This is a genomic window from Bacillus xiamenensis (assembly GCF_000300535.1).
Classification (GTDB): Bacteria; Bacillota; Bacilli; order Bacillales; family Bacillaceae; genus Bacillus; species Bacillus xiamenensis.
The window spans coordinates 59,822-74,333 of sequence record NZ_AMSH01000001.1; the positions used below are offsets into that span (position 1 = coordinate 59,822).

General features: G+C 41.1%; 13 protein-coding genes. All 13 read right to left on the minus strand.

Annotated elements, in window-relative coordinates:
• Positions 1-139: 139 nt before the first annotated feature.
• The 13 genes from codY to ylqF all read right to left on the minus strand — a co-directional run bounded on the left by codY (position 140) and on the right by ylqF (position 14,507).
• Complete coding sequence (gene codY / locus BA1_RS00310; protein ID WP_008354497.1) at positions 140-919, minus strand: GTP-sensing pleiotropic transcriptional regulator CodY; 780 nt, start codon at positions 917-919, stop codon at positions 140-142.
• A gap of 34 nt (positions 920-953) precedes the next feature.
• A complete protein-coding gene (gene hslU / locus BA1_RS00315; RefSeq protein WP_008354498.1) occupies positions 954-2,354 on the minus strand; it encodes an HslU--HslV peptidase ATPase subunit in 1,401 nt (466 codons plus the stop codon).
• Positions 2,355-2,370: 16 nt separating this feature from the next.
• The gene (gene hslV / locus BA1_RS00320; protein ID WP_008354499.1) at positions 2,371-2,916 is read right to left on the minus strand and encodes an ATP-dependent protease subunit HslV; all 546 of its coding nucleotides are present in this window, start codon (positions 2,914-2,916) and stop codon (positions 2,371-2,373) included.
• 14 nt (positions 2,917-2,930) lie between these two features.
• Positions 2,931-3,848: a tyrosine recombinase XerC gene (gene xerC / locus BA1_RS00325; protein WP_008354500.1), complete on the minus strand. Its 918-nt coding sequence runs from the start codon at positions 3,846-3,848 to the stop codon at positions 2,931-2,933.
• 62 nt (positions 3,849-3,910) lie between these two features.
• A complete protein-coding gene (gene trmFO, locus BA1_RS00330; RefSeq protein WP_008354501.1) occupies positions 3,911-5,215 on the minus strand; it encodes an FADH(2)-oxidizing methylenetetrahydrofolate--tRNA-(uracil(54)-C(5))-methyltransferase TrmFO in 1,305 nt (434 codons plus the stop codon).
• A gap of 70 nt (positions 5,216-5,285) precedes the next feature.
• On the minus strand, positions 5,286-7,361 hold the full coding sequence (gene topA / locus BA1_RS00335; RefSeq protein WP_008354502.1) for a type I DNA topoisomerase: 2,076 nt from the start codon (positions 7,359-7,361) through the stop codon (positions 5,286-5,288).
• A gap of 194 nt (positions 7,362-7,555) precedes the next feature.
• Positions 7,556-8,458: a DNA-processing protein DprA gene (gene dprA, locus BA1_RS00340; protein ID WP_008354503.1), complete on the minus strand. Its 903-nt coding sequence runs from the start codon at positions 8,456-8,458 to the stop codon at positions 7,556-7,558.
• 67 nt (positions 8,459-8,525) lie between these two features.
• On the minus strand, positions 8,526-9,428 hold the full coding sequence (gene sucD / locus BA1_RS00345) for a succinate--CoA ligase subunit alpha (protein ID WP_008354504.1): 903 nt from the start codon (positions 9,426-9,428) through the stop codon (positions 8,526-8,528).
• 22 nt (positions 9,429-9,450) lie between these two features.
• On the minus strand, positions 9,451-10,611 hold the full coding sequence (gene sucC, locus BA1_RS00350) for an ADP-forming succinate--CoA ligase subunit beta (protein ID WP_008354505.1): 1,161 nt from the start codon (positions 10,609-10,611) through the stop codon (positions 9,451-9,453).
• Between the two features lie 176 nt (positions 10,612-10,787).
• Positions 10,788-11,063, minus strand: coding sequence for a FlhB-like flagellar biosynthesis protein (locus BA1_RS00355; RefSeq protein ID WP_008354506.1), 276 nt, complete (start codon positions 11,061-11,063; stop codon positions 10,788-10,790).
• Entirely contained in the window at positions 11,060-12,790 is a 1,731-nt protein-coding gene (locus BA1_RS00360) for a hypothetical protein (protein ID WP_008354507.1), read from the minus strand. The genes BA1_RS00355 and BA1_RS00360 overlap by 4 nt, the downstream gene beginning before the upstream one ends.
• 27 nt (positions 12,791-12,817) lie before the next feature.
• A complete protein-coding gene (locus BA1_RS00365; RefSeq protein WP_008354508.1) occupies positions 12,818-13,582 on the minus strand; it encodes a ribonuclease HII in 765 nt (254 codons plus the stop codon).
• 76 nt (positions 13,583-13,658) lie between these two features.
• Positions 13,659-14,507, minus strand: a complete 849-nt coding sequence (gene ylqF, locus BA1_RS00370; protein WP_008354509.1) for a ribosome biogenesis GTPase YlqF — start codon at positions 14,505-14,507, stop codon at positions 13,659-13,661.
• Between the last annotated feature and the right edge of the window lie 5 nt (positions 14,508-14,512).

Consider the following 14,512-nt stretch of genomic DNA (forward strand, 5'->3'; position numbering starts at 1 on the left):
GTAAAAAGACCTAGATTCAAAGCACTACATAATTGTAAGGGTTTTCTTGGTAAATAGAGTGTCTTTTTTTGAAAAAATCCTCTTTTTTCATTCAAAAAAACCCTTTTCAGCATTTATTTCGGCTGAAAAGGGTTTTTGATTAATGAGATTTTAAATTTTCAAGTTCGATTAAAAATTTATTGTTTAACACTTTGATGTACGTGCCCTTCATTCCAAGAGAACGAGATTCAATTACGCCTGCACTTTCTAACTTACGCAAGGCGTTTACGATGACTGAACGAGTGATGCCTACACGGTCAGCAATTTTACTTGCCACAAGCAGTCCTTCGTTTCCATCAAGTTCTTCGAAGATGTGCTCAATTGCTTCAAGCTCACTATAGGAAAGAGAACTGATCGCCATTTGGACAACCGCTTTACTTCTTGCTTCTTCTTCAATTTCTTCTGCTTTCTCGCGAAGAATCTCCATTCCAACAACTGTTGCGCCGTATTCAGCAAGAATTAAATCATCATCTGTAAATCTATCTTGCAAACGAGACAAGATTAACGTCCCTAAGCGATCTCCGCCTCCGATGATTGGAACAATTGTTGTCAAACCTGATTGGAATAAATCACGGTTCTCAATCGGGAAAGCTGTATACTCACTGTTGATGTCAAGGTTTGAAGACGTTTCAGGGACATTGAATAGACTTTTTGTATATTCTTCAGGGAACTGACGGTCTTCAAGCATTTTTTTCATACGTGCATTTTCGATCTGTTGGTTGATGGAATAGCCAAGAAGCTTCCCTCTTCTGCTTAATACGAAAATGTTTGAATCAATGACATCTCTAAGTGTTTCTGCCATTTCTTTAAAATTAACTGGTTTCCCCGCTGCATCTTGCAGCATCGAGTTAATAATCCTTGTTTTTTGTAATAACGCCATAATAATGATCCTCCTAGATTACTTTATTCATTTGTTAAAGTATAAATTGACTTAAGTCTTTGTTATTTGCAATCTTTCCTAGCTTCTCTTCTACATACTGAGGGGTGATGGTCACCGTTTCCATTGTAATATCAGGCGCCTCAAACGAAAGCTCTTCAAGCAGCTTCTCAAGTATGGTATGAAGCCTTCTTGCACCGATGTTATCCGTCTCCTGATTGACGTGATAAGCCACTTCAGCAATCTTAAGAATAGCATCGTCAGAAAATTCAAGAGATATACCTTCTGTTTCAAGTAAAGCTTTATATTGCTTTAATAACGCATTATCTGGTTCCGTTAAGATTTTCACAAAGTCTTCTATACTTAATTTATCTAATTCTACACGGATTGGGAAGCGCCCTTGCAGCTCTGGAATCAAATCTGATGGTTTTGCCATATGGAACGCGCCTGCTGCTACAAATAGCACATGATCTGTTTTTACAGCCCCATATTTTGTCATCACAGTGGAACCTTCTACAATCGGTAAAATATCACGTTGAACCCCTTCACGAGAAACATCTGCAGATGATGCACCGCCGCTTTTGGCAATTTTGTCGATCTCATCAATAAAAATGATCCCTTGCTGTTCTGCTTTTTGGACAGCTTCCTGACCGACTTCATCCATATCAATCAGTTTTGACGCTTCCTCAGCAGTTAACGCCTTTCTCGCTTCTCTAACAGTCAGCTTTCTGCGTTTTTTCTTTTTAGGCATGAGATTGCTGAGCGCATCCTGCATGTTCATACCCATTTGCTCCATACCTGAGCCTTGAAGCATGTCAAACATGGAGGGCTGCTGCTCTTCGACTTCAATCGTAACGTAATGATCTTCAAGTTCACCCATAGCCAGCTGGTGAGCCATACGTTTTCTTGTCGATTCAAGTTCTACCTCTTCATTTGAGTGATCTCGATCGCTGTCATCTGTATCAGAGCCGCCAAACAGCATTTCAAAAGGATTTTTCACAGACTGGCTTTTTTTCTTCCCAGGAACAAGCAGGTGAACAAGACGTTTGTTTGCTTGTTTTTCCGCTTCTTCTTGGACATCTTTCATCTTTTCTTCTTTGACAAGTCTGATCGCTGTCTCCACTAAATCTCTGACCATTGATTCTACGTCACGGCCGACATATCCAACTTCAGTAAACTTCGTCGCTTCCACTTTAATGAAAGGTGCACCAGAAATCCGGGCAATTCTGCGGGCAATCTCTGTTTTCCCTACACCTGTCGGACCGATCATTAAAATGTTTTTAGGAACGACTTCATCCTTTAGCTTATCATGTAAAAGACTTCTTCTGTAACGGTTTCTTAAAGCCACCGCCACTGCTTTTTTCGCATCAAGCTGACCAATAATGTACTGATCCAGCTTTTCAACTATTTCTCTTGGGGTGAACGGCTTTTTCTCCATACGTCTCATGTCCTTTCTATTCAAGCTCTTCTAAAGTGATTTGATCGTTCGTGTAGACACAGATTTCTCCGGCCGTTTCAAGAGCAGCCCTTGCAATCTCTCGAGCTGAGAGGTGATCACCTGCATGTTTTTTGAGTGCTCTCCCGGCGCTAAGCGCATAGTTGCCGCCTGAGCCGATAGCCAAGATGCCATCGTCTGGCTCGATGACCTCTCCTGTTCCAGATACGAGCAGAATGCTTTCTTTGTTCATCACGATAAGCATTGCTTCAAGCTGTCTGAGCATCTTGTCACTGCGCCATTCTTTCGCCAGCTCTACTGCTGCTCGTTTTAAGTTACCACCGTATTCTTCCAGCTTTGTTTCAAACTTCTCAAAGAGTGTAAATGCATCTGCTACTGAACCAGCAAAACCTGCGAGCACCTTGCCTCCGAAAAGACGGCGCACTTTCTTTGCTGTATGTTTCATGACGACAGCCTGCCCAAAAGTGACTTGACCGTCTCCAGCCATCGCACTTTTTCCTTTATGTTGAACGGCAAAAATGGTGGTTGCATGAAATGATGACATGAAAAAACCTCCTTTTAGAATCGTTTAAAAGCCCTTGGGTGATGAGACATGTACGTTTTTCTTAAAGAATCTTTTGATACATGTGTGTACACCTGAGTTGATGATAAATTTGAGTGACCGAGAAGTTCTTGAACACTTCTCAAATCAGCTCCCTCGTTTAAAAGGTGTGTAGCAAAGGTGTGCCTTAACATGTGAGGATGGATATGTAATGTGCCTGACGCTTTTTTCATTAATTCACTTAGAATGAATCGAACGCCACGGTCTGTAAGAGGAGCTCCGCGCTGATTCAAAAACACATGTGAACCAGCACGATCTTTTCCCTTACCGATCAGCTTCTGCCTTCCACTCTCTAAATAAGTGGAGAGCGCTTCATGTGCGTAAGAGCCGAAAGGAACATACCGCTGTTTGCTGCCTTTCCCATGAACAAGCACTGTATCCATCGATAAATCAAGATCAGATTCTTTTAATGAACATAACTCACTGACCCTCATACCTGTTGCATAAAGAAGTTCTAAAATGGCTTGATTTCTTTGACCAAGCGGTGTGCTCAGATCAGATACTGTAAACAGCTCTTTTAGTTCCTCTTCGTACAAAAATGAAGGAATGCGCTTATCCTGCTTTGGTAAGCTAACGAGTAAAAAAGGATTTTCTTTCACAAGCTGTTCTCTTAATAAAAATTTATAAAAGCTGCGAAGTGCAGAGACTTTCTTACTAATCGTTCTTCTTGTAAGGCCTTTTTCATAAGCTTCTGTTAAATAAATTCTCGTATCTTGATAGGATACCTCTTCAAAACCGTTTATTCCTTGAATGTTCATAAATCTGACAAACTCTTCAATGGCCTCCGTATATCCTGAGATCGTTAAAGCCGAATAGTTTTTTTCAATCTGCAAATATTCAATGAATAAGTGGACAAGACGCTGTTTATTCGTCATTTTTACACCTCTTTAAGGCTTTTAAATGGTATCACATATCTTGCTTCCGGTGCAATGTTTTACTACAGAGATTTCGAAATAGTTTGAATAGTTTCGATTGCGCGCTTAGCGTACTCTGCATAGCGCTCCTGTTTGTTTTTAATTCGAACGCCAAGATCTTTCAGCAAGCCGAAGTTTGCATTCATCGGCTGGAAGCTTTTCTTGTTTGTCGACGTAATGTAGTGAGCCATGCTGCCAATCGCCGTTTCCTCAGGGAGTGTAACAAGCTCTTCACCTTTGACAAAACGAGCCGCATTAATTCCAGCGACCAATCCTGAAGCCGCAGACTCGACATAGCCTTCAACACCAGTCATTTGTCCGGCAAAGAATAGATCGTCTCTGTTTTTAAACTGATACGTCGGTCTTAGAAGGCTTGGAGAGTTAATAAATGTATTACGGTGCATCACACCATACCGAACAATCTCTGCCTCTTCAAGACCTGGGATCAAACGGAACACTTCCTTTTGATCGCCCCACTTCAGATGCGTTTGGAAACCAACGATATTATACAAAGTACCTGCTGCATCATCCTGTCTTAATTGAACAACAGCGTAAGGTCTTTTTCCTGTTTTCGGATCTTCAAGCCCTACTGGTTTCATCGGGCCAAACAGCATTGTTTTCTTTCCTCTTTTCGCCATGACTTCAATGGGCATACAGCCTTCAAAGAAGATTTCTTTTTCAAACTCTTTTAATGGCACAGTTTCAGCAGAAATTAATGCCTCATAAAAACGATCGAATTCCTCTTCAGTCATTGGACAGTTTAAATAAGCAGCTTCTCCTTTATCATAGCGTGATTTCAAGTATACTTTATCCATATTGATGCTGTCTTTCTCTAAGATCGGTGCTGCTGCATCGTAGAAATACAGATACTCCTCACCTGTTAATAATTTCAATTCTTTTGAAAGTGCTTCTGATGTAAGCGGACCAGTCGCAATAATTGTCGGACCTTCTGGAATGCTTTGCACTTCTTCTTGAAAGACTGTCACATTCGGGTGATTTTTCACGCGGTCTGTGACATTGGCTGCAAATTCATGGCGATCTACTGCAAGCGCTCCGCCAGCAGGAACCGAACTTTCATCTGCTGCTGCAATAATGGCAGAATCTAAATGACGCATTTCTTCCTTTAATACACCTACCGCATTCGTCAAAGCGTTCGCACGCAATGAGTTGCTGCAGACTAGCTCTGCAAATTTATCAGTGTGGTGAGCTGGTGTTTGTTTAACAGGTCTCATTTCATACAGATTGACTTTAATTCCGCGTTTAGCAATTTGCCATGCCGCTTCACTTCCTGCTAAACCTGCTCCGATCACATTTACAAATTGACTCATTGTACAACTCTCCTATTTCGTAAGTTCTGTTTGATGACATAAAAAAGCAGGTGAACAAGGCTGCTCACCGCTATTTTTGTTGTTCCTCTTTATAATCACAATTCACACATTGAACTTGAACGCCTTTTTTCAGCTTTTTCTCTACAAGCATATTTTCGCACTTTGGACACTTTCTTTCAATTGGTTTGTCCCAAGAGACGAATTCACACGCTGGAAAACGATCACAGCCATAAAAAATGCGGCGCTTCTTAGATTTCCGTTCAACGATGTTTCCTTCGTGACAGGTCGGGCATTTGACACCGATATCTTTCACAATTGGTTTTGTGTTACGGCAGTCAGGGAAATTAGAGCATGCCATGAACTTACCGTATCTCCCCATTTTGTATACCATCGGATGCCCGCACTCTTCACAGTCCACTCCGGCGTATTCAGGCTCAATCTCAACTTCTTGCATTTCTGCTTCTGCTTTTTCTACCCGTTTTGCAAAGTCTTGATAGAAGCTGTCGATAATGCGAACCCATTCGATCGTACCTTCTTCAACGCTATCAAGTTCTTTTTCCATTTTTGCAGTGAATTCTACGTTAATGATTTCAGGGAAGAATTCAATAATTAAGTTGAGTACAATTTCTCCAAGCTCTGTTGGAATAAACCGTTTGTTATCAAGTGCGACATAGCCGCGCTTTTGAATCGTATCTAATGTTGGGGCATACGTAGATGGGCGACCGATACCAAGCTCTTCAAGCGTTTTGACAAGTCTTGCCTCTGTATAGCGGGGAGGCGGCTGCGTGAAGTGCTGTTCTGGTTCGATATCTTTTGAAAGAACCGTATCTCCCTCTTTCAGATCAGGGAGCATTTTGTCCTTTTCTTCTAACTGGTCGTCCTTCCCTTCAACATATACCTTCATAAACCCAGGGAATTTCACCTTGCTTCCATTAGCACGGAAAGTAAGGCCGTTATTTTCAAGATCCACACTCATTGTATCAAGAACAGCCGACGCCATTTGGCTTGCCACAAATCGTTCCCAAATCAATTTATAAAGTCGAAGCTGATCTCTGCTTAGCACATGTTTGACATCTGCTGGTTTTCTTAGCGTAGAAGTCGGCCGGATGGCTTCGTGAGCATCCTGTGCATTGTCGTTCTTTTTGGCAGTACGTTTTGTTGTATTTAAGAAATTCTTGCCGTACGTTTGATCAATGAAAGCAGATACTTCTTCAATTGCCGTATTGGAAATACGTGTTGAGTCCGTTCTCATATATGTAATGAGACCTACTGTACCTTCTTTCCCAAGATCAATCCCTTCATATAATTGCTGTGCAATCATCATCGTCTTCTTCGCACGGAAGTTGAGTTTTCTTGCTGCCTCTTGCTGCAAGGTAGATGTCGTAAACGGAAGAGCTGGGTTGCGTTTACGTTCTTTTTTTGTCACTTTTTCAACAGAAAATTTGCTTCCTTTTAATTTCGAAAGGATTTCTTTTACATCTTCTTTTGTTTTCAGAGGATGTTTTTTGCCGCCCACGCCAAAGAAACTAGCCTCAAAGCTTTCTTTTCCTTTTAGGAATGTACCATCAATTGTCCAGTATTCTTCTGGTTTAAATTCATTAATTTCATTTTCTCGGTCAATAATCAGGCGGAGTGCAACCGATTGAACACGACCGGCACTTAAGCCCTTTTTGACTTTTTTCCATAAAATCGGGCTAATTTTATATCCAACAAGACGGTCTAAAATCCGTCTTGCCTGCTGCGCGTCAACTAAGTCCATATTGATCATACGTGGATGCTTAAAGGAATCTTTAATTGCATCTTTTGTAATTTCGTTAAAGACAACGCGGCAGTCAGAAGAGAGGTCAAGGTCAAGGCTGTGTGCTAAATGCCAAGCAATCGCTTCTCCCTCTCTATCGGGGTCAGCTGCGAGATAGACTTTCTTTGCTTTTTTCGCCGCTGTTTTTAATTCCTTTAAAACCGGGCCTTTCCCGCGAATCGTAATATATCTCGGTTCGAAGTCATGCTCAGTGTCAACACCGAGCTGACTTTTCGGTAAATCCCTTACGTGCCCCATTGAAGCCTTTACTTTATACTTTTTTCCTAAATAACGCTCAATCGTTTTCGCCTTTGCTGGCGACTCAACGATGACTAAATAATCAGCCATACTCAAAATCCCCCTTAAGAGGTGTTCTCTCTTTATCCATTTCACAAATTGATATTTATGTTAATTGCACCTATCTAACAGGCAATTGTTAAAAATTCTTTATGATGAACATCATTATAAACACGAAAAACAAAGTGTAAACTTAAATCTTCACTATTATTAAATATTCCTATGTCTTTTGTCAAACGATATTTTTATGAGGGTTCAGTATATTGAACGCCCTGGAAGAAGAATTCCTCTAAAATATCTTTCGTAGAATGAACAAGCTTGGCTCCTTGTTGAATAAGTCTAGCTGGACCTGTGGAATTAGAATCAAAGATCGATCCTGCAACAGCAAACACTTCTTTTCCTTGCTCCAGTGCCTGATAGGCTGTAATAAGCGAACCGCTCTTTTCTTTGCACTGGATCACGATGGTTCCTTTTGTCAAAGCACTAATTAATCGATTTCTCATCGGAAAATGCCACTTTTCTGGTTTAATATAAGGCGGATGCTCTGACAAAAGCAAATGATGTTCTCCCATGTATTGAGCCATTTGCACATGTTCTTTTGGATATAGATGTTGAAATCCACCAGCTACAACTCCAATGGTTTTCCCCTTTTTCCTGATACACTCCTTATGTGCAAGTCCATCAATTCCTTTTGCTAAACCACTGACAATCGTCCAATTTTCCTCTACAAGTTCACCAACGATTTTTTTCACACATGCTTCTCCATAAGAGGACGGTACACGAGTACCTACTACACCTAAACTTTTTTCTTCATTTAAATAGGTTATGTTTCCTTTTAGGAATAACACAGGGGGAGGATCATAAATGTGTTTTAGTGTGCTGGGATATAAGGATGATGTGATGGGAATCATGTGAATGTTTTGCTTTAAATAGGCTTGAATCATATGTTCAAAAATGGGGAATTCATTTTCTTCTGCTTGTTTTAAGCGGGTAAAGTCAATCTTTTGTAATGATCGATCCTGTTTGAAATGATGTGTTTCTTCATTTATATATAACTCAGGATCGACTTTCCACCATTTTGTTAACAAAGAGGGTGAGATGAGGCCTTTTAAGCGGTGAAAAATCATTCTTTCGGACACGTTGTACATACCATTCCTCCAGTTTAAGATAGATAGAAAGAAGAAGACTTGTCAAAGAACAAGTCTTCTTCTTTTATTAATGCGTTTTACAAGCTTCAAAGAGATTTTTCTCTTTTAACACTTTAATTAAGGTTTCTCCCATGACAGATGGCGTTTCTGCCACTTCAATTCCACATTCACGCATTGTTTTTACTTTTTCATCAGCCGTTCCCTTACCACCAGAAATAATGGCACCAGCATGTCCCATACGTTTTCCTGGAGGTGCTGTTTTACCGCCAATAAAGCCAACAACTGGTTTGGTCATATTTGCTTTTACCCATTCAGCTGCTTCTTCTTCAGCCGTACCGCCAATTTCACCGATCATAATGACAGCATGCGTGTCAGGATCTTCATTGAAAGCTTTTAATACATCAATAAAGTTCGTCCCGTTTACAGGGTCGCCGCCGATCCCTACAGCTGTCGATTGACCAACACCAGCTTCTGAAAGCTGATGTACCGCTTCATATGTAAGCGTTCCAGAACGAGAAACAACACCAACATGACCTTTTTTATGAATATAGCCTGGCATAATGCCGATCTTACATTCTTCAGGTGTAATCACACCAGGGCAGTTTGGTCCAACAAGTCTTGTCTTCTTACCTTCCATATAGCGTTTCACTTTGACCATGTCCAGAACTGGAATATGCTCAGTAATACAGATGACAAGATCAACTTCTGCATCGACTGCCTCTAAAATGGCATCTGCTGCAAATGGTGCTGGTACATAGATGACAGAAGCATCTGCTCCAGTTGTCTGCACTGCTTCAGATACAGTATTAAATACAGGAACTCCTTCTACTTCAGTTCCACCTTTTCCAGGTGTGACACCGCCAACGATATTTGTTCCATACTCAATCATTTGTTTTGTATGGAATAATGCGGTTGAACCGGTAATCCCCTGAACAATTACTCTCGTATTTTTATTAATAAATACACTCATTTAGGTTCCCTGCCTTTCTGCTCTACTTGACTAAAGATACAATCTTTTCTGCCCCGTCAGCCATAGACTCAGCAGAAGTGATATTTAAGCCTGATTCACTCAGGATTTTCTTCCCTAATTCAACGTTTGTTCCTTCAAGACGTACAACGAGCGGTAATGTTAAGCCGACTTGTTTCGTCGCTTCAACTACACCTTCTGCAATCACATCACATTTCATGATGCCGCCAAAAATGTTCACGAAAATCCCTTTGACATTTTGATCAGATAAGATGATTTTAAATGCTTCCGTTACCTTTTCAGCAGTTGCACCGCCGCCAACATCTAGGAAGTTTGCAGGGTCCCCGCCGTAATGCTTGATGATATCCATTGTAGACATCGCAAGACCTGCACCATTGACCATACAGCCAATGTTCCCATCAAGAGAAATATAGCTAAGATCATATTTAGATGCTTCAATTTCTTTTGGATCCTCTTCATCAAGATCACGGTATTCTAGTATATCTTTTTGTCTATATAAGGCATTGCTATCAAAGTTTAATTTTGCATCAAGTGCCATCACTTTTCCATCGCCTGTTACAACAAGTGGATTAATCTCAGCAATTGAACAGTCCTTTTCAATAAATGCGTTGTAAAGGCTTGTCATAAACTTAACAGCTTGGCCAACTAACTTTGTTGGAATATTAATTTTAAACGCGACTTCTCTCGCCTGATAGGCTTGAAGACCAATCGCTGGGTCGATGACCACTTTCACGATTTTTTCTGGCGTTTTTTCTGCTACTTCTTCAATTTCAGTACCGCCTTCTTCAGAAGCCATCAATACGATTCTTGATGTCGCTCTATCCAATACAAGTCCAACATAGTACTCCTTTTGAATATCGCAGCCTTCTTCAATAAGTAAGCGTTTTATTTCACGCCCTTCAGGCCCTGTTTGATGTGTAACAAGTGTTTTGCCGAGCAATTCCTCTGCAAACCCTTTCACTTCATCTTTTGTTTTTGCAATTTTTACCCCACCTGCTTTACCGCGGCCACCTGCATGAATCTGTGCTTTTACGACATATACAGAGCTTCCTAGCTCTTCTGATGCTTTCACTGCTTCATCAGGTGTAAATGCTACTTTACCATTTGGAACTGAAACCCCATATTTTCTTAGGATTTCTTTTCCTTGGTACTCATGGATATTCATTTCCCATCCTCCCAACATATGTAGAAACAAAAATTATAAAATAGACTGCGCTTTCATTTTAAAGAATAAAAAAGAGAATGTCTAGGGTTCTATGTAAAATCGTAAAATCCTTCTAAACATTCAAACTTTTATTTTATTAAAAATATAAATTTTTCAGTCAAAACACTTATTTTACCTTATTTTTTCATTTTTTGATCTAACCTATAGATAAATGAAAATATTTCTGCTACAGTATCGTATAACGCTTCTGGTATTTCCTCATCCAGCGTTAAATGGCGCATCAGTTCTACTAAATTAGGGTCTTCTTGGACGGGAACTCCTGCTTTTTTTGCTTCTTCAATTATATGATCTGCCACATAGCCGCTGCCTGTTGCGACGACTTTTGGCGCCTTTTGTTTTTCTTCATCGTAGTGCAGAGCGACCGCTCTTCTAAGCGGTTTTGAATCCTTCATACTCGTAAGTCCAGCCCTTTCTCGCTGATTTTATGAAAGTGTTCATCTAGAAAGTGAGACGGATCAATTGGCTCTTGCCTCTTTTTCGCTGTAATCCCAGTTAAACTATATCCTAGGGCATTTAAATTCTCTCGAACAGCTGGAATCATTGGATTAATGGTCCCTTGAAGTTCGTGTGCCGTCTCGACTGTAATTGACATGACCTTTTGCTGAATCGTACAGTCTATTAAAGTTTCTTCTAAGTTTTCCATGTTTAAGTAAAACATTAAACGGCACTGAGAAATATCAATAGAGCCATCTTTTTGCTTATGTCCTTTTAGAATAAAGGTTAAATCTTGAACACTATGTTTTGAGAAAAGAGGATAAGAAACCAGCATTTGATTCACCGTTTGGTTTTCCTGCTGCACAAATAACTGACCATTTAATCGATGAAACAATTGATCCACTTCTTTTTTTACGGGCTCTGGTAAATCAGCCTGCCTCGCATCATTTAGGGCAAGCTTTAATTGATGGAGCTCCTGGCTTTTTACATCTTGGCTGCCTTTTTCCAATAATTTCAGCATACCAATTTCATCTCGTACACCTATCGCCTTTTTCATCGTCATCAGTAAATCGAGCACATCGGTTTTATTGCTTAATGCTGGTTCAGTCTGCTGAATGACCTGTGCCAATGTGTTCGCCTCTGCTTTTGAAAGAAACGGAAATGCCTTTTGAAGCACAGCCGCCTTTGCGTCCACTTGTGGTCCTGCCTGCTGGATCCCTTGAAGGAGCGATGTGAGCTGTTTTAAATCCGGCTGCTGCTGTCCGTCTATCCCTTGCCTTGTGATGCTTGTCAGTATGCGTTCTATTTGCTGAAGCGGAAGCTGTTTTGGACTTAATAACTGCGGTATATTGTTCTGATTGACGGTATCCGCCTGCCGTCCTTGAATAACGGAAGGCTGGCTCTGCTTTGCTTGCTGAGAAGGATTGACATGAGGCTGCCCCTGCAAACTGCCCCCTTGCTTCGTTTGGCCTTCTTTTGCACCTAGAAGCACCGATAAGAGCTTTTCTGCATGGACGGTCGTCTCAGCATCTACGACGGAACGTACAGCCTGTGTAAGAGCCTGTGTGGTTTCTGATTGCTTCGGAAGCTGTGTTAATCGATCCAGCAGTGCTGTCACATCCTGATGAAGTGCAGAGGATGACTTCACAGCTAATATTGATTGGAGCACGCCTTCTTGAATCGGTAAATCTTTCTTTAAAGCAAAAAGAAGTGCTTGCAGTCCTTTTTTGATATCCGCTCCTTGAAGCTGTTCAATCCATTTCACCGCCGTTTTTAGCTCTGCCTCGTTGATGACCGGTTTTTCTTTTAAAAAGGCTGTAGCCGTTAACATGTTTTCTAGTCCATTTTTAAGTGATAGGCCTTCTAATAGTTTAGCCGCTGCATCCTTTAATGTCTTTGGATCCTGGTCAAATTGCTGAACAGGTCTTAGTTTATTGAGGCTGTCTCCATTCTCTTGTTCAAATTGGAACCAATAGAACGAGTCTGCCTTTAGCTGAGCCGCTAGCTGTGCTTTTATTTTAGTGGATCCTATTTGAACAAGTGCGGTATCATCTCCAAGCATTTTCAGTACTTTGCCAAGAATCAGCCGGTGAACATTTTCCTTTCCTTCGGTGTTTAGCGGAACAGCCTCACCCGTATTCAGCCGGCTATTCAGTGCTGTATGTATATCTTCAACTCTTGTCATCTAAGGCAGCCTCCTTATGTCAAAAATTTATGAAATAACGGATTTCACTGGCGCAAACGATATCCGGTGGATGGGGGTAGCACCATGTGTTTGAATGGCAGCCAGGTGCTCTTTCGTTCCGTACCCTTTATGTTTTTCAAATTGATACTCAGGATATTGTCGCCCGTACTCTTCCATCATCATGTCCCTTGTCACTTTCGCAATACATGCACCAGCTGCAATGGATGCACTTTTTGCATCTCCTTTGATGATGTTCTCCTGATGGATAGGAAGCGGGAGCGTCATCGCATCTATGAGTAGATAATCAGGTGTATGAGTTAGCTGCTCCACAGCCCTCACCATCGCCAGTCTTGATGCTTCGTATATATTGATTTCATCAATCGTAGCCGCATCAACAATGCCGATTCCGATATCAAGTGCTTCCTCTTGAATCAGATGATAATAGATCATTCTTTTTTTCTCAGATAGTTGCTTTGAGTCGTTTAATCCAAGCAGAACGGTATCTTCTTTTAATATCACAGCTGCTGCGACGACTGGGCCTGCCAGCGGTCCTCTTCCTGCTTCATCTATACCTGCAATACAAGTGTAGCCTTGCGCCTTTGCGCTCGTTTCAAATTGCAGCATTCGGTTCCATGCTGACCGAAGCTCTTGCTGCTTTTCTCTCTCTTTGTGCCATTTTTCTAGCAGCTTTTGGACACTTTTTCTCGTATCATCTTTCACAAGTTCATGAATGTATGACTCATCATCCGCATGCTTTTCTATCAATTCTTTTATTTGTTTCACAGTATACATCGGCTTTTCCGCAGCCTCCTTCTTTATATCGGCAGTTTTTCATAAAAAATAAAGACCCGCATGAGCTGCGTGTCTTTTAACTTTCAGGCTTCTCAAAAGTGAGGGGACCAAATTTTTCCGTTCGAATATCCCGAATAATGATTTCGGTCGTTTTGTCGTAATTAATGAATCCACCACTCATCAGACAGCCGCGCTTTGTGCCAATGGCATCAAACAGCTCAACTGTATCTTCAGGTATGTCTGCCAAATCATAGCGTTTTTTTAATCGCTCTGGATAGTGCTCTTCTAGAAAGCGGAGTGCATACACGGCGACATCCTGTAAGTTGATGATGGAGTCTTTGATCGCTCCAGTAACAGCCAGCCTAAGTCCTACTTGTTCATCTTCAAATTTCGGCCATAGTATTCCAGGGGTATCGAGCAGTTCAAGTTCTTTCCCGACCTTCACCCATTGCTGTGATGTCGTAATACCAGGTCGATCTCCTGTTTTGGCGATGTTTCTCTTTGCTAAACGATTGATCAAGGTTGATTTCCCAACATTAGGAATCCCGATAATCAGTGCTCGAATCGCACGCGGCTTGACACCTTTTGCTTTCATGCGGTCGAATTTTTCTTTTAAGATTTCTTTTGATATCGTGATGATCTGATTTAGCCCTTGGCCATCGACAGAGTTAATAGCAAGTGACCGAACACCTTGCTTTTCAAAATGCGCTTGCCACTCTTTTGTCATACGAGGATCTGCTTTATCGGCTTTATTTAAGAGCATGATTTTCGGTTTATTTTGAAGGATTTCTTCGATCATTGGGTTTCTAGAGGACATCGGAATTCTTGCATCTGTTAATTCAAATACGATGTCGATGAGCTTTAATTTTTCTGTGACTTCCCGTCTTGCTTTTGCCATATGGCCTGGAAACCATTGAATCGTCATATGTG